We start from the raw sequence: 16,115 nt of genomic DNA, 5'->3' as shown, positions 1-16,115 counted from the left end.
CCGAGCGCGAGCCGCTTGAGCCGCTGAAGGTGCTGTCTAGTCCGGACCCGACGCCGGTTCGGGGGTCGCCGGGGGCAGGGCCGTGCCGTCCTCCCGGGAGAGGCGGTGCGGCCACCACACCTTCGGCCCCAGGTCCAGGAACAAGGACGTGACCAGCACCGATCGCACGATGAACGTATCCAGCAGCACGCCCAGGGCGACCGCGAAGCCGATCTCCGCGAAGGCGACCATCGGGAGCGTGCCCAGCGCAGCGAACGTGCCCGCGAGGACCAGGCCCGCCGAGGTGATGACCGCTCCCGTCGCGGCCAGGCCCGTCACGACGCCCGCACGGGTGCCCTGCCGGGCCGTCTCCTCACGGATGCGCGTGGACAGGAAGATGTTGTAGTCGATGCCCAGGGCCACCAGGAACACGAAGACGAAGAGCGGGAAGTCCGTCTGCTCGCCCGCGTAGTCGAAGAGGTGGCGGAAGGCGAGCGCGCTGGCGCCCAGCGCCGCCGCGAAGGACAGCACCACCGTCCCGATGAGCAGCAGCGGGGCGACCAGGGCGCGCAGCAGCAGCCCCAGGATGAGCAGCACGACCACCAGGACCGCCGGGATGATCACCAGGTTGTCGTGGGTCGTCGCCGCGTCCATGTCGAGCAGAGCGGCGGTGCCGCCGCCCACCTGGGCGTCGGCGTCCGGCACGGCGTGCACCGCGTCCCGGACACGCTCGACCGTCTGTTTCGCGGCCTCGCTGTCGGCCGGGGCGGTCATGGTCGCCTCGAAGAGCACCTTGCCGTCGTGCGACGGTTTCGTGCCCGGGGGCACGGCGATGCTGTCGGGCACCACGCCCTTGGTGCCGGAAACCGCGCTGCGGACCTCGGCGCCCTGCGCCTGGTCGGCGACGACGACCAGGGGATCGCCGCTGCCCGCCGGGAAGTGGCGCGCGGCGACCTCCTGCCCGACGATCGAGTCCGGCTTGCCGGTGAAGGCGTCCGCGTTGCCGAGCCCCTCGGCGCGGATCTGGAGCAGCCCCAGGGACAGCGCCGCCAGCGCCAGTGCGGTGGCGGCCCAGACGATGCGCGGCCGGTGCGAGATACGACGGCCCATCCGGGCCCAGAGCCCGCTCGCCGTCGGGTCGGGCGAGCCGAAGTGCGGGACGGACGGCCAGAAGACCCAGCGGCCGAAGACCAGCAGCAGGGCCGGGAAGAGCGTCACCATGGCCAGCAGGGCGACGGCCACACCGATCGCGGCCACCGGGCCGAGACCCCGCGTCGAGTTCATCTCGGCGGCCAGCAGCACCAGCATGCTCAGGACGACGGTGGCGCCCGAGGCGAGAACGGCCGGGCCCGCCCGGTTCAGGGCGAGCGCCATCGCCTCGTGACGGTCCTCGTGGCGCCGCAGCTCCTCGCGGTAGCGGGCGACCAGGAGCAGCGCGTAGTCCGTGCCCGCGCCGAAGACGAGCACCGTGAGGATGCCCGCGCTCTGCCCGTTGACGGTCAGTCCCGCGTGGCTGGCCAGCAGGTAGATCAGCGCCTGGGAGGTGAACAGCGCGACGACCACGCCGATCAGCGGGACGAAGATCAGGGTGAGGCTGCGGTAGGTGAGCAGCAGCATCACGATGACGACGCCCATCGCGGAGAAGAGCAGCGTCGAGTCGATGCCCTCGAACGCCTTCGAGAAGTCGGCGGACGTGCCGCCGGGACCGGTGATGTGCACGGCCAGCCCGTCGCCGCCCCTGCCCACCTGGCCCCGGATGGAGTCGACGGCGGGGACGAGCTCCTCCCAGCCCTTCGCGTCCATGGTGATCGGGACGAAGATCTCGGCGGCCCCGGGCGCCGAGGCCTTGTCGTAGACGGGACCGCGGGTCTCGTCGCCGCGCACGCCGTGCGCGGTCAGCGCCTTGATGTCACCGGCGTCCGCGGCGATCTGCCGCCGGTCCTGCGCGGTCAGCCCGCCGTCGCGCGCGTACACCACGACCGCGGGGATCTGCTCCGGCCGGAACTCGCTGGAGACGTCCAGGACTTGGGTGGACTCGGCGGAGCCGGGCAGCCAGGAGGCCGCGTCGTTGTCCTGGGCGTCGGTGAGTTTCGACGCGAGCGGTGCCGCGACCACGAGCAGGACCAGCCACAGGCCCACGATCAGCCACTTGCTGCGCCGCCCGCACACGAACCCGATGAGTCCCTGGCGCACATGGCGTTCTTTCCCGTCCGTCATGGCCACCCCCGTAGCCGTACCTGGTGCCGGTGAGCCGCCCAGCATGGCATGACGGGCCGCGGAGCAACATCCGCAGAAGTGACCAGGTCTGGACCGGGGGGAGCAACCGGTGCCGGGCATGGCAGGCTTGGGGCATGGCCGTGCAGATCAACCCCAGCATCCTGTCCGCCGACTTCGCCCGTCTTGCCGAGGAGGCAAAGGCGGTCAAAGGGGCTGACTGGCTCCATGTCGATGTCATGGACAACCATTTCGTGCCGAACCTCACGCTCGGTGTGCCGGTCGTAGAGTCCCTGGCCCGTGCGACGGAGACCCCGCTGGACTGCCATCTGATGATCGAGGACCCCGATCGGTGGGCTCCCCAGTACGTAGAGGCGGGGGCCGGTTCCGTCACCTTCCATGTGGAGGCGGCCGCCGCACCGGTGCGACTCGCCCGCGAGATCCGGGCCAAGGGTGCCCGGGCCTCCATGGCCCTGAAGCCAGCGACCCCCATCGAGCCGTACGAGGATCTCCTTCCCGAGCTCGACATGCTGCTGATCATGACGGTCGAGCCGGGTTTCGGCGGCCAGGCATTCCTCGACATCATGCTTCCGAAGATCCGGCGCACGCGCGAGTTGATCAGCAAGCACGGCCTCGAACTGTGGCTCCAGATCGACGGCGGTGTCTCGGCCGACACCATCGAGCGGTGTGCCGAGGCCGGAGCCGATGTCTTCGTCGCGGGCTCCGCCGTCTACGGGGCGTCCGACCCGGCCGAGGCGGTACGTGCACTGCGCACGCAGGCGGAGGCGGTGACCGCCCATGCGTCCTGGGCGTGCGGCCACTGAACCAAGGGAACGTGAACGCCGCCCATCCGGGCGGATCAAGTACGCCGGATCTGCAAGGATGAACGGCGAACCCAGAGTGTGAACAGCAGTGAGGAGATCGCCGTGTCGGGTATGTCGGCTGGCCGGTCAGCCATGCGGATGGGACCCGCTGAGCTGGTGCAGGCGGCGGCCATGGCCCGCCGCTTTTACCTCGAGGGCAAATCGAAGATCCAGATCGCCGAGGAGTTCGGCGTCAGCCGCTTCAAGGTGGCCCGGGTCCTGGAGACCGCTCTCGAACGGGATCTGGTGCGGATCGAGATCCGCGTGCCGGCCGAGCTGGACGCGGAGCGCTCCGACGCGCTGCGTGCCCGGTACGGGCTGCGGCACGCCGTCGTGGTCGAGTCCCCGGCCGAGGCGGAGGAGTCGCCCGACCCGGAGAACCTCGGCGAGGTGGCCGCGGACCTGCTCGGCGAGCTGGTCAACGAGGGAGACGTGCTCGGCCTCGCCTGGGGCCGCTCCACCATCCACATGGCGGCCGCCCTCGACCGGCTGGCGCCCTGCACGGTCGTGCAGCTGACGGGGGTGTACGACGCCGGGACCGCCGAGCGCGGGTCGGTGGAGGCGGTGCGGCGCGCCGCCCAGGTGTCGGGCGGGGACGCCCACCCGATCTACGCGCCGATGCTGCTGCCCGACGCGGCCACCGCGGCCGCGCTGCGCAACCAGACCGGGATCGCCCGCGCCTTCGAGTACTTCGACAAGGTGACGGTGGCCTGCGTGTCCATCGGCTCCTGGGAGGCCGGCATCTCGACGGTGCACGACATGCTCAGCGACGAGGAGCGCGGGCACTACGCCTCGCTCGGTGTCGCGGCCGAGATGTCCGCGCACCTCTTCGACGCCGAGGGACGCCGGGTCGGACGTGACCTGGGGGAGCGCTGCATCACGGTCAAGACGGACCAGCTGCGCCGTGTCCCGGAGGTCGTCGCGATCGCCGGCGGAGCGCGGAAGGCCGCCGCGATCGACGCGGTGCTGCGCTCCGGCCTCGTCACCAGCCTGGTGACGGACACGGCGGCGGCGGACGCCCTGATGACGGCCGGACCGCCCCCGCGGCCCGCGCTGAACCGGGCGGACCCCGACGGGCCCTGAGCGCTCCGAGAACGCGCCGTGCGGGGGCGGCTGTGGCAGCATCGGCGACATGCTGCCGCGGTCCGTTCCCCGTCTGTTGGCGGGCCTCCTCGTCTGCCTGACGGTCCTGCTGACGGGCTGCTCGTCGACGGACACCGGCTCGTCGGCCGGCACCGGTGCCCCGACGCCCCGCCCCTCGACGGCCCCGTCCGTGGGCGCCACTCCTGGCTGGGTCCGCGGCATGCCGACCGTCGCCGAGGCCCGGCTCCCCGCCGAGGCCCGCGCGACGCTCGCCCTCATCGACCGGGGCGGCCCCTTCCCGTACGCCAAGGACGGCGCCGTCTTCGGGAACTTCGAGCGGGAGCTGCCGCAGCACCCGCGCGGCTACTACCACGAGTACACGGTCAGGACCCCCGGTGAGCGCGACCGGGGAGCCCGGCGCATCGTCACCGGGCAGGGCGGGGAGATCTACTACACCGATGATCACTACGAATCGTTCAGGGCGGTGCTGAGATGACGCACGGGCCCCTCGCGGACGTGTGCCGCGCGGCCGGATGGCAGGTCAGCGTCCTCGACCTCACCGGGGTCACGGACAAGGCCGCCTTCATGGAGCGCTGCGTGCGCGCCCTCGACCTGCCGGAGTGGTTCGGGCGGAACTGGGACGCACTCGCGGACACCCTCGGAGACCCCGACTGGGGACCCGCCAGCCCGGGCAGACTGCTCGTGGTGACCGGCTGGCGGCCCTACGCGACGGCTCGCCCCGGAGAGTGGGAGACGGCGCAGGAGGTGCTGGAGTCGGCCGCCGGGCACTACGAGGAGTACGACGCCACGCTCTCCGTCGTCCTCGCTCTTGGAGGATCCGACCAATTGCCCTCTGACCAGCCTGGATGATCTGTGCGGGCAGCGCATACCGGCTGACATGGGACAATGAAGTACGTGCTCTTCCCCCTGGCTGACCTGTCCGGGGGCCACCTCTGAACGACCGGGATGTGCAGCACGTGCGTTTCCTCAATGACATCCAGCCTCCGTACGACCTGACGTACGACGACGTCTTCATGGTGCCGAGCCGCTCAGCGGTCGGCTCGCGTCAGGGCGTGGACCTCGCCTCCCCCGACGGCACGGGCACCACGATCCCGCTCGTCGTCGCCAACATGACGGCCATCGCGGGCCGCCGGATGGCCGAGACCATCGCCCGCCGCGGTGGCCTTGTGGTCATCCCGCAGGACATCCCGATCGAGGTCGTCACCGAGGTCGTCTCCTGGGTCAAGGGACGCCATCTGGTGCTCGACACCCCGATCGTCCTCGCCCCCCACCAGACCGTCGCCGACGCGCTGGCGCTGCTCCCGAAGCGCGCGCACAACGCCGGCGTCGTGGTGGACGAGGACGGCCGCCCGGTCGGCGTGGTCACCGACACCGACCTCTCCGGCGTCGACCGCTTCACGCAGCTCTCCGAGGTCATGTCCCGGGATCTGCTGCTCCTCGACGCCGACATCGACCCGCGCGACGCCTTCAACAAGCTCGACGGCGCCAACCGCCGCTACGCCCCCGCGGTCGACCGGGACGGCAGGCTCGCCGGCATCCTCACCCGCAAGGGCGCCCTGCGTGCCACGCTCTACACCCCGGCCACCGACGCGAACGGCCGGCTGCGCATCGCCGCCGCCGTCGGCATCAACGGCGATGTGGCGGGCAAGGCCAAGCAGCTCCTCGACGCGGGTGTCGACACGCTCGTCATCGACACGGCGCACGGCCACCAGGAGTCGATGATCGCCGCGATCAGGACGGTGCGCGCACTGGACCCGCAGGTTCCGATCGCCGCCGGCAACATCGTCGCCGCCGAGGGCGTCAAGGACCTGATCGAGGCGGGCGCCGACATCATCAAGGTCGGCGTGGGTCCCGGCGCCATGTGCACCACCCGCATGATGACCGGCGTCGGCCGGCCGCAGTTCTCGGCCGTCCTGGAGTGTGCGGCCGAGGCGAAGAAGTACGGCAAGCACGTGTGGGCCGACGGCGGTGTCCGGCACCCGCGCGACGTCGCGATGGCGCTGGCCGCGGGCGCGTCCAACGTCATGATCGGTTCCTGGTTCGCCGGCACGTACGAGTCCCCGGGCGACCTTCAGCAGGACGCCAACGGGCGCCTCTACAAGGAGTCGTTCGGCATGGCCTCGGCCCGCGCCGTCAGGAACCGCACCAGCGAGGAGTCGGCGTACGACCGGGCCCGCAAGGCGCTGTTCGAGGAGGGCATCTCCACCTCGCGCATGTTCCTCGACCCGTCCCGTCCGGGCGTCGAGGACCTGATCGACTCGATCATCGCGGGCGTCCGCTCCTCGTGCACCTACGCGGGCGCCAACTCCCTCGAGGAGTTCGCGGACAAGTCCATCGTGGGCATCCAGAGCGCGGCCGGCTACGCCGAGGGCCAGCCGCTGCACGCCAGCTGGAGCTGACGCGCCGACGCGTCGTACGGCCCCCGGGGTGCGCCCACGGGGGCCGTCGGCATCTGTGCGCGGCACCGTCGCGCCGGGGTTCCGGGCCTCCGCGCCGGACGCTGGCGCGCCCCCGTTTCCGGCGTCTCCGGCAGGACGCGCAAGGGTCGAAAAGGCCCGCGCAACGAACATGCGTCCTGGATGCGATGAACGCAACGATCTTGCGGAGATGCGCAAGGCTGCTGCATTACGCCCGCGAAGCCCGGACTCGTAGGGTCAAGCGCTGTACGTGGCGTGGCGAGGACCCCGCTCGGTGGGTCCCTGCTGTCAGGGGTGCCGCCGGTCCTCGTCGACCCGACCGGCAGCGATGAAGGAGCTAGCGCGTGCTCGACCAAGGCGCACCCCCGCAGTCCCGCACACCGTCCGCCCCACCGTCCCCGGGCGTCGGCGCGCGCCTCATGCGGCGCAAGCCCGTGGAACGCCTGGTCGCCGAGGGCGGCCAGGGTGAGGGCGGCTCGCTGCGGCGCTCCCTCGGCCTGTGGCAGCTGACCATGATCAGCATTGGCGCGACCCTCGGCACCGGAATCTTCGTGGTGCTCGGCGAAGCCGTCCCCAAGGCCGGTCCCGCGGTCACCCTGTCCTTCGTGATCGCCGGCCTCACGGCGCTCTTCTCCGCCCTCTCGTACGCCGAGCTGGCGGGCACCATTCCGGTCGCCGGATCCTCGTACTCGTATGCGTACGCAACGCTCGGCGAGCTGATCGCCTGGATCTGCGGCTGGTGTCTGGTCCTGGAGTACGGCGTCTCGGTCGCGGCCGTCGCGGTCGGCTGGGGCGAGTACCTGAACGAACTGCTCGACGGCACGATCGGCGTCACCATCCCGGACGCGCTCTCCGCGCCGCCCGGTGACGGCGGCATCTTCAACCTGCCCGCGCTGATCGTCGTCCTGCTGGCGATGGCGTTCCTGCTCGGCGGCGCCAAGGAGTCGGCGCGGGCCAACACGATCATGGTGGTCGTGAAGATCGTCGCGCTGCTGCTGTTCTGCGTGATCGGCGTCCAGGGCTTCCGGTCCGGCAACTACGAGCACTTCATGCCGCTCGGCATGGCGGGCGTCAGCGCCGCCGGGGCCACGCTCTTTTTCTCGTACATCGGCTTCGACGCCGCCTCCACGGCCGGTGAGGAGGCGAAGAACGCGCAGCGCGACCTGCCCCGCGCGATCATGCTCTCGCTGGTCATCGTCACGGCGCTGTACGTCGTCGTCGCCGCCGTCGCGGTCGGTGCGAAGCCCTGGAAGGGGTTCAACGACTCGGAGGCCGCGCTCGCCGAGATCATGCGGAACGTCACCGGGCAGACCTTCTGGGGCACGCTGCTCGCGGCCGGCGCGGTGATCGCCATCGCCAGCGTCGTGCTGACCGTGCTCTACGGCCAGACCCGCATCCTCTTCGCCATGTCGCGCGACGGACTCGTACCCAAGGTGTTCTCCCGGGTCCACCCGAAGAGCGGCGCGCCCCGCGCCAACACGCTGATCGTCTCGCTGTTCTGCGGTGTCCTCGCCGCCGCGATCCCGCTCGGCCAGCTCGCCGACGCCACCAGCATCGGCACCCTCTTCGCCTTCGCGCTGGTCAATGTCGCGGTCGTGGTGCTGCGCCGGACGCGCCCGGAGATGAACCGCACCTTCCGGGTGCCGCTGTCGCCGCTGCTGCCCGCGCTGGGCCTCGCCTTCTGCGTCTGGATGATGGGCAGCCTGTCGGCCGTCACCTGGGTGGTCTTCGGTGCCTGGATGGCCGTCGGGCTCGTGTTCTACTTCAGTTACGGCTACCGCCGGTCCCGGCTGGCCGCCGCGGACACCGAAGTCCCCGCTGTCATCGCAGAAAAGTGAACCACCCGCCTTGCTGAACGATCTCGACGAACGCATCGTGCACGCCCTCGCCGAGGACGCCCGTCGCTCCTATGCCGACATCGGACAACTCGTCGGCCTGTCCGCGCCCGCCGTGAAGCGGCGCGTGGACCGGCTGCGGGCGACCGGCGCCATCACCGGATTCACCGTACGGGTGGACCCGTCGGCGCTCGGCTGGGAGACCGAGGGGTTCGTCGAGATCTACTGCCGGCACAACACCTCCCCGGAGACCATCCGGCGGGGCCTGGAGCGCTATCAGGAGGTCGTGGCCGCGTCCACCGTCACCGGTGACGCGGACGCGGTCGTCCAGGTCTTCGCGTCCGACATGCGGCACTTCGAGCGCGTGCTGGAGCGGATCGCGGGGGAGTCGTTCGTGGAGCGGACCAAGTCGGTGCTGGTGCTTTCGCCGCTGCTGCGGAGGTTTTCCTCGGGGTCACCTACTTAGTAGGCGCCCCCTCAAGTGCTTGGTGCGCCCCAGGGGTGGTGGGGTCTCGCCTCTTCGCGGCTCCGGGCTCGTTGTGGCTTGTCGCGCAGTTCCCCGCGCCCCTGATGGGCGCTCCGGTTCCCCGCGCCCCTGGCGGGCGCTCCGGTGCTCGGCGCCTGAAGAGGCCGCTACTGGGCCGTCTTCCTTGCCAGGGCGTTGTTGCCTATCGAGTTGTTCACGCTGAAGCTCACGGCGTCCGAGCGGTAGCGGTCGTCCGACCACTCCACCGGGCGCCCCTCGCGGGTCGTGGTCACCCGCCGTACGCGCAGCAGCGGACTGGTGCGGCGCACGCCGAGCAGCTCGGCGTCCTGCGCGCCGGCCGCCACCGCGTCGATGACGTGCTCGCCGTACGCGAAGACCAGCCCCTCGTCCTCGAACAGGCGCTGGGTGACCGACGGGCACTCCGGCTCGATCGCCTCGACAGCGGGCGCGATCCAGTCCGCGTACACGGTCCGCTCCAGCAGGACCGGCTCGCCGTCCAGGCCGCGCAGCCGCAGGACGTGCAACACCGTTGTGCCCGCCTTGAGTTGAAGGCGCACCGCGTCCTCCGCGGTGGCCGGCAGCAGCTGCGACGACACCACGCGGCCGGTCGCGTCCCGCCCCATCGCGCGCGCCCACTGCGCGAAGCTGCGCAGTTCGGCGAAGCTCTGGCTGCGGCGGCCGGCCAGGACCACGCGGCGCGCGCCCTGGCGTGACCCGATGAGTCCCTCGGCGGTCAGCGCCGCCACGGCCTGGCGGACCGTGCCGCGCGAGACGCCGTAGTGGGCCGCGAGTTCGGTCTCCGCCGGGAGCAGGCTGCCGACCGTGTACTGCTCGCGGTCGATGGCACGTCTGAGTTCCTCGGCGATCTCCTCGTGTCGTGCCGCCATGCTCCCTCTCTCGCGCAGAGTTGTGCGCAGTGCGCGCAGCGCGACCAGCGTAAACGAGTCGGCGCGTCGACTCGTGCGAGCTGCGAGAGGGAAGGGAATCGAGGTCACGCGTTTCGCCAGAGTTTACGAACAGGACATCAACGGCGTGCCTACTGAGGCCAACTTGTTCAGACAAGTTCTCGACTTCGTGTGAGCCCTGTACGCACCCCTGGAGAGACCGTGACCGTGTTCCTGCCGAGGACCGCCGTCCTCACCGGCGGCCTCGCCGTCGCCGCCGCCCTCACGCTCAGCGCCTGTGGCGCGGCCCCCGACGACGCGTCGACCACCGCCGACGGCAAGAGCGCGGCCACCGCGACCTCGGCCGCGGACTTCGGTGGCCTGGACGCCCTGGTCGCGGCCGCCAAGAAGGAGGGCACGCTGCATGCGATCGCTCTGCCCCGCGACTGGGCCAACTACGGAGCCCTCATCGACGGGTTCAAGAAGAAGTACGGCATCAAGATCGAGGTCGAGAACCCGGACGGCTCCAGCCAGGACGAGATCAACGCGGTCACCTCCCGCAAGGGCCAGTCCCGCACCCCGGACGTCCTCGACCTCGGCAGCTCCTTCGCGCTGAGCGCCGCCCAGCAGGGCCTGCTCGCGCCCTACGAGGTGGCCGGCTTCGGCGACATACCCGAGGGCCAGAAGGACCCGAAGGGCCGCTGGTACAACGACTACGGCGGATACATCTCCATCGGCTGCGACGCCAAGCGCGTCAAGGCCTGTCCGGCCACCTTCAAGGACCTGCTCAAGCCGCAGTACAAGGGCCAGGTCGCGCTCAACGGCAATCCCACCAAGTCGGGTTCGGCCTTCGGCGGTGTGTACGCGGCCGCGCTGGCCAGTGGCGGCTCCTTCGACGACATCCAGCCCGGCCTCGACTTCTTCGCCGAGCTGAAGAAGAACGGCAACTACACGCCGGTCGAGTCCACCCCCGCGACGGTCGAGAAGGGCGAGACGCCCATCAGCATCGACTGGGACTACCTCAACGCCGGGTACGCCGACGAGTTCAAGTCCAAGGGCGTCGACTGGAAGGTCGCGGTCCCGACGGACGGCTCCTTCTCCCAGTACTACTCGCAGGCCATCAACAAGGACGCCCCGCACCCGGCGGCCGCCCGCCTGTGGGAGGAGTACCTCTACAGCGCCGAGGGCCAGAACCTGTGGCTCAAGGGTTACGCCCGCCCGGCTCTGATGACCGCCATGGACAAGGCGGGTACGCTCGACAAGACCGCCGCGGCCAAGCTGCCGAAGGTCTCCGGCACGCCGTCCTTCCCGACCGAGGCGCAGCAGAGCAAGGCCAAGGGCGTCATCGCCCAGGGCTGGGGCAAGGCCGTCTCCGGATGACGACCCCCACCACCGAGACGACCGAGGTCGGTGCCGCCTTCCCTCCGGCCGACGTGGTGCCCGCCGCTTCCCCGAAGCGGCGGCCCCGCGCGGCCGGCTGGCTCGCCGTCGTCCCGCTGCTCGCCTTCGTGGCGATCGCCTTCGGGATCCCCGCCCTGGCCATGCTGAACGGCGCCTTCACCGTCAAGGACCAGACCACCGGCGCCACTTCGTACACGGCGGCGAACGTGACCGACTCCGTGCAGGGGGCGTACCTCACCGCCCTGCTCGGCAGCGTCAAGCTGTCCGCCGTCTCCGCGGCCCTCGCGGCCCTCCTCGGACTGCCGCTCGCCCAGGCCGTGGTGACCTCCCGCTTTCGCGCGCTGCGCGAGGCCGTGCTCACCGCCTCCGGTGTGCTCGCCAACTTCGGCGGTGTCCCGCTGGCCTTCGCCTTCGTCGCCACCCTCGGCAACTCCGGTGTCCTGACCCGCCATCTGGGCCTGGCCGACCAGGGCTGGAGCCTCTACAGCTTCTGGGGCCTGACCCTCGTCTACCTGTACTTCCTGATTCCGCTGATGGTCCTCACCATCACGCCCGCCCTCGACGGACTGCGCACCCAGTGGCGCGAGGCCGCGCAGAACAACGGCGCCACCGGGGTCCAGTACTGGCGGCACGTCGCCCTGCCCGTCCTCGCGCCCTCGCTGCTCGGCGGCGTCGTGCTCCTCTTCGGCAGCGCCTTCGCCGCGTACGCCACCGCCGCCGCGATGGTGGGCAGCTCGGTGCCGCTGGTCACCCTGCAGATCGCCGACGCGCTCTCCGGCAACGTCCTGGTCGGCCAGGAGAACGTGGCGCTCGCCCTCAGCCTCGACATGGTCCTGATCGCGGGCCTGGTGATGGCCGTGTACCTGCCCCTGCAACGACGGAGCGCGCGATGGCTCGCCTGAACACGTCCGTACGGCCCTGGCGCGGGATCACCCTCGCCGCGGCCGGTCTGTACTTCCTGGTTCCGCTCGCCGCCTCCGTCGTCTTCACGGTCGATGTGCCGGGACAGGGCGTCACCTTCGACGCCTACACCCGGATCGTCGGCACCGAGGGCTTCGTCTCCAGCCTGGTCCTGTCGCTGGAACTGGCCGCCGCCACCATCGTCGTGGTCCTGCTGCTGATGGTGCCCGCCATGGTCGCGCTGCGGCTCGGCGCGCCGAAGCTGCGGCCCGTCGTCGAGGTGGTCTGCTCGCTGCCGCTGGTCGTGCCGCCGATCGCGTTCGTCGCCGGGATGAGCACCGTCCTGAAGTGGGGACCCGAGCACCTCTCCCACACCCCGCTGTTCCAGACGTTCGTGGCGATCCAGAACCCCGACTTCCCGTTCGTCCTCGTCCTGTCCTACGTCGTGATGGCGCTGCCCTTCGTGTACCGGGCCCTGGACGCCGGACTGCGCGCCATGGACGTACGCACCCTCGTCGAGGCCGCCCGCAGCTGCGGGGCCGGGTGGCCGCAGGCGCTGGTGCGGGCCGTGCTGCCGAATCTGCGCGGCGCGCTGCTCAACGCGGCCTTCCTCACGCTGGCGCTGGTGCTCGGCGAGTACACCGTCGCCCAGCTGCTCGGCTTCCAGCCGTTCGCCGTGTGGATCGTCAACATCAGCGGATCGCAGGCCCAGTTGTCCGTCGCCGTCTCCGTGCTCAGCCTGCTGGTCACCTGGGCACTGCTCCTCGCGCTCGCCGGATTCGGCGGACGCTCCCGTACCGCTTCCGCCTCCCGGGGATGAACCATGACCGTCACCACGCTTGAGAAGGCCGCCCCCACCACGGCCGCCACCGTCGAATTCCGTGGCCTGCGCCGCGAGTTCGGCACCACTGTCGCCCTCGACGGGCTCGATCTGACCGTGCGGCCCGGTGAACTCCTCGCGCTGCTCGGCCCGTCCGGCTGCGGCAAGACCACCGCCCTGCGGATGCTCGCCGGGTTCGAACACCCGGACGCCGGTGAGGTGCTGGTCGACGGCGAGGACGTCACACGCGTGCCGGCCCATCGGCGCGACGCCGGGATGGTCTTCCAGTCGTACAGCCTCTTCCCGCATCTCAGTACCCTCGACAACGTGGCGTTCGGACTGCGGATGCGCAAGGTGCGTACGGCCGAACGGCGGGCCCGTGCCGCCGAGTTGCTCGACCTCGTCGGTCTCGCGGACAAGGGCGAGAGCTTCCCGCACCAGCTCTCCGGTGGCCAGCAGCAGCGCGTCGCGCTGGCCCGCGCGCTCGCCCTGCGCCCGCGCGTGCTGCTGCTCGACGAACCGCTCTCCGCCCTGGACGCCAAGGTGCGGCTCAGTCTCCGCGAGGAGATCCGCCGACTCCAGCAGGAACTGGGCATCACCACGCTGTTCGTGACACATGATCAGGAGGAGGCGCTGTCCATGGCGGACCGGGTCGCCGTCATGCGCGGCGGCCGGCTCGAACAGTGCGCGGCACCCGCCGAGTTGTACGGCCGGCCCGCCACCGCCTTCGTCGCCGAGTTCGTGGGCACGATGAGCCGGATTCCGGGACGGCTGGACGCGGACGTCGTCGACGTGCTCGGTCAGCGGCTGCCGTTCGAGGGGGACGCGCCCACGGCGGAGGTGGACGTCCTCGTACGGCCCGAGGCGGTGCGGGTGCGGGCGGACGCCGCGGGCGACGCGCGCGTCGTCGCCACCGCGTTCCTGGGCGCGGCCACCAGGGTGACGGTCCGGCTCGCCGACGCCACCGAGGTGAAGGCCGACCTGCCCACCCACGAGGCCGCGGCGCTCGGTTCCGGAGCCGCCGTGACCGTGAGCCTGCCGGAGCGGCCGGTGCTGATCGCCGAGCGCACCTGAGCCGCGGGCTCCGCCGCGGCCCCCTGAGCGCCGGGCTACGCAATGCCCCCTGAACGCCGGGCGCCGCAGCGCGCCCTGAGCGCCGGGCTCCACCGCACCCCCACGACGAAAGAGAGCACCGTGACCGACCGCACCACCCCCCGACTCCCGCTCCAGGCCGTGCTGTTCGACATGGACGGCACGCTCGTGGACACCGAGCGGCTGTGGTGGCAGGCGGTGGAGCAGGTGGCGGCCGGGCTGGGGCGCCGACTGACGGAGGCGGACCAGCCGGACGTGCTGGGGCGCCCCGTCGAGTACACCGCCGGGTGGCTCGCCGACGGCACGGGAGCCGCGGCGGACGAGGTCGGCGCCGAACTGCACCGTCAGTTCGCGGACCGGGTGCGCGCCGGCATCGTGCCCCGCCCGGGTGCGCTGCGGCTCCTCGAGGACCTGGCGCGCGAGGGCGTCCCCACCGCGCTGGTGACCGCGTCGCCGCGCGCCGTGGCGGACACCGTGCTGGCCGCCCTCGGCGCCGGGCACTTCGCCGTCTCCGTCACCGCCGACGACACCGGGCGCACCAAGCCGGCCCCGGACCCGTATCTCGCCGCCTGCCGTGCTCTCGGCGTCGACCCCGGGGCCTGCGTGGCCGTCGAGGACACCGAGACGGGCGTGGCCTCCGCCGAGGCCGCGGGCTGCGCCGTCCTCGCGGTGCCCTCGCTCGCGCCGATCAGCTCCGCGCCCGGGCGCACCGTCCTCACCAGCCTGGAGGAGGTCACCCCGGACCGGCTGCGGGCCATGGTCGCGCCCCGCGAGCTGAAGGTGATGAGCTGGAACCTCTGGTACGGCGGCACGAAGGTCGACGACCACCGCGAGAAGCAGCTCAAGGTCATCGCGGAGACCGGCGCGGACGTGGTCGGGTTGCAGGAGACGTACGGCACCGCCGCCCGTGAACTCGCCGACGCCCTCGGCTGGCACCACCACCAGGCCGGCGAGAACCTCGGCGTCATCAGCCGGTACCCGATCACCGCCCGTCTCGGCGACCCCGACGTCGGCTTCTACGGAGGCACCGGAGTACGGATCCGGCTGGACGGCGGCCCGGAGGTGGCCGTCTGGAGCGTCCACCTCGACTACACCCCGTACGGGCCCTACGAAGCCCGCTTCGACGGGCTTCCCGAGGCGGAGCTGATCGCCCACGAGGACGTGCGGCTCGCCCAGATCCGGGACATCCTGCGGCGGATCGCCGACTCGGCCGACGAGGCCACGCCCGTACTGCTGACCGGCGACTTCAACACGCCCTCGCACCTGGACTGGCCGGACGTCGAGTGGCCCGTGACGAAGGCCGCCCAGGAGGCGGGGCTGCGCGACTCCTACCGCGAGGCCCGGCCCGACCCCGTGCGGGATCCCGGGCACACCTGGTCGCCCGTGCACGCCGAGCACGAGGACGGCAGCGGGCGTCCCGAGCCGCAGGACCGGATCGACTTCGTGCTGCACAACGGCAGCGGGCTGCGGGTGCTCGACTCCCGGACCTTCGTCAGCGGCTCACCGCGCGCGTGGCCCGAGGTGGCGGCCAACGACTGGCCCTCGGACCACGCGGCGGTGATCACGACGTTCGCGCTGGGCCAGCGGGGCCCGGTGCTCGGTGCAGGCCGCGCGGATGCGCCGGCCGCGACTGCGGAACCCGCGGACGCATCGGCGAGGTGAGCCGGTCGGCGCCCCGCCCGTCGTACCGGCGAGGCGCGCCGCGACGAAGCCGTCGCCGTCGCGTCGCACGAGCCGTGCCGCCCGGCTGGAGCTTCGGCTGCCAGGGCACGACCGTGAAGTCGCTTGGCCTTCTCGAAGGGTGCGGAACTCACGCACTTCGGCTCGGTGCGGCGGCCTCCCGGCGCTCGGACGCACCGGATCCGCCGCCCGAGGCGGCGGCGGATCCGGTCGCCCCCGCGCTGGGCCGCAGCGCGGTGCCGAGCACGGCAAGTCGGGTACGCCGGGTGGGACGGCTCATGGCGGGCCTTTCTGCAGGTGAAGCGGACAACCACCACTGTTCCGCCGGCCCGCCCCGGGCACCTCGCGGCGAGGGTGGCACCGGCCCTCCGCGGTCCGGCGGGGCACGGTTGTGACCTGCGCCTCAAGGAGGACGGGAGCCGAGCCTCGGGCAGCGCAA

Annotated in this window: 15 protein-coding genes; 12 read left to right on the top strand and 3 right to left on the bottom strand. The window is 71.7% G+C overall.

Annotated features, from left to right (window positions below; all coding sequences use genetic code 11):
• Positions 1-36: 36 nt before the first annotated feature.
• On the bottom strand, positions 37-2,196 hold the full coding sequence (locus ACFWM2_RS36635; RefSeq protein ID WP_383289378.1) for an MMPL family transporter: 2,160 nt from the start codon (positions 2,194-2,196) through the stop codon (positions 37-39).
• A gap of 134 nt (positions 2,197-2,330) precedes the next feature.
• Between ACFWM2_RS36635 and rpe the strand changes: the two genes are divergently transcribed.
• The 7 genes from rpe (at position 2,331) to ACFWM2_RS36600 (ending at position 8,878) form a co-directional block, all read left to right on the top strand.
• The gene (gene rpe / locus ACFWM2_RS36630; RefSeq protein ID WP_383289375.1) at positions 2,331-3,017 is read left to right on the top strand and encodes a ribulose-phosphate 3-epimerase; all 687 of its coding nucleotides are present in this window, start codon (positions 2,331-2,333) and stop codon (positions 3,015-3,017) included.
• A 78-nt stretch (positions 3,018-3,095) separates the two neighbouring features.
• Entirely contained in the window at positions 3,096-4,139 is a 1,044-nt protein-coding gene (locus tag ACFWM2_RS36625) for a sugar-binding transcriptional regulator (protein ID WP_383289372.1), read from the top strand.
• A 49-nt stretch (positions 4,140-4,188) separates the two neighbouring features.
• Positions 4,189-4,635, top strand: a complete 447-nt coding sequence (locus ACFWM2_RS36620) for a ribonuclease domain-containing protein (RefSeq protein WP_383289369.1) — start codon at positions 4,189-4,191, stop codon at positions 4,633-4,635.
• Positions 4,632-5,009, top strand: coding sequence for a barstar family protein (locus ACFWM2_RS36615; protein ID WP_383289367.1), 378 nt, complete (start codon positions 4,632-4,634; stop codon positions 5,007-5,009). Before ACFWM2_RS36620 ends, ACFWM2_RS36615 begins: the two co-directional genes overlap by 4 nt.
• A gap of 107 nt (positions 5,010-5,116) precedes the next feature.
• Positions 5,117-6,559 carry a GuaB1 family IMP dehydrogenase-related protein gene (locus ACFWM2_RS36610; protein WP_383289364.1) on the top strand — a complete coding sequence of 481 codons (1,443 nt, stop codon included), beginning with the start codon at positions 5,117-5,119 and terminating at the stop codon, positions 6,557-6,559.
• A gap of 362 nt (positions 6,560-6,921) precedes the next feature.
• Positions 6,922-8,415 carry an amino acid permease gene (locus ACFWM2_RS36605; RefSeq protein ID WP_383289361.1) on the top strand — a complete coding sequence of 498 codons (1,494 nt, stop codon included), beginning with the start codon at positions 6,922-6,924 and terminating at the stop codon, positions 8,413-8,415.
• 10 nt (positions 8,416-8,425) lie between these two features.
• Positions 8,426-8,878, top strand: a complete 453-nt coding sequence (locus ACFWM2_RS36600) for an Lrp/AsnC family transcriptional regulator (RefSeq protein WP_383289358.1) — start codon at positions 8,426-8,428, stop codon at positions 8,876-8,878.
• A 167-nt stretch (positions 8,879-9,045) separates the two neighbouring features.
• Here ACFWM2_RS36600 and ACFWM2_RS36595 read toward each other — a convergent pair whose 3' ends face one another.
• The gene (locus tag ACFWM2_RS36595) at positions 9,046-9,786 is read right to left on the bottom strand and encodes a GntR family transcriptional regulator (RefSeq protein WP_383289355.1); all 741 of its coding nucleotides are present in this window, start codon (positions 9,784-9,786) and stop codon (positions 9,046-9,048) included.
• 219 nt (positions 9,787-10,005) lie between these two features.
• Here ACFWM2_RS36595 and ACFWM2_RS36590 point away from each other — a divergent pair, with 219 nt between their 5' ends.
• From ACFWM2_RS36590 to ACFWM2_RS36570, 5 genes are all read left to right on the top strand, one after another.
• Positions 10,006-11,163, top strand: a complete 1,158-nt coding sequence (locus ACFWM2_RS36590) for an ABC transporter substrate-binding protein (protein ID WP_383289352.1) — start codon at positions 10,006-10,008, stop codon at positions 11,161-11,163.
• Positions 11,160-12,086, top strand: coding sequence for an ABC transporter permease (locus tag ACFWM2_RS36585; protein ID WP_383289349.1), 927 nt, complete (start codon positions 11,160-11,162; stop codon positions 12,084-12,086). Before ACFWM2_RS36590 ends, ACFWM2_RS36585 begins: the two co-directional genes overlap by 4 nt.
• Entirely contained in the window at positions 12,074-12,904 is an 831-nt protein-coding gene (locus ACFWM2_RS36580; RefSeq protein ID WP_383289346.1) for an ABC transporter permease, read from the top strand. Before ACFWM2_RS36585 ends, ACFWM2_RS36580 begins: the two co-directional genes overlap by 13 nt.
• A gap of 3 nt (positions 12,905-12,907) precedes the next feature.
• Complete coding sequence (locus ACFWM2_RS36575; protein ID WP_383289343.1) at positions 12,908-13,978, top strand: ABC transporter ATP-binding protein; 1,071 nt, start codon at positions 12,908-12,910, stop codon at positions 13,976-13,978.
• Positions 13,979-14,098: 120 nt separating this feature from the next.
• Positions 14,099-15,658, top strand: coding sequence for an HAD-IA family hydrolase (locus ACFWM2_RS36570; RefSeq protein ID WP_383289340.1), 1,560 nt, complete (start codon positions 14,099-14,101; stop codon positions 15,656-15,658).
• A gap of 148 nt (positions 15,659-15,806) precedes the next feature.
• Here the strand turns inward: ACFWM2_RS36570 and ACFWM2_RS36565 are convergent, their stop codons facing one another.
• Positions 15,807-15,956 carry a hypothetical protein gene (locus ACFWM2_RS36565; RefSeq protein WP_383289337.1) on the bottom strand — a complete coding sequence of 50 codons (150 nt, stop codon included), beginning with the start codon at positions 15,954-15,956 and terminating at the stop codon, positions 15,807-15,809.
• Positions 15,957-16,115 lie beyond the last annotated feature (159 nt).

Origin of the sequence: Streptomyces sp. NPDC058371 (genome assembly GCF_042723265.1) — a bacterium.
In the GTDB taxonomy this organism is placed as follows: Bacteria; Actinomycetota; Actinomycetes; order Streptomycetales; family Streptomycetaceae; genus Streptomyces.
This window is presented reverse-complemented; position numbering and strand designations above follow the sequence as displayed.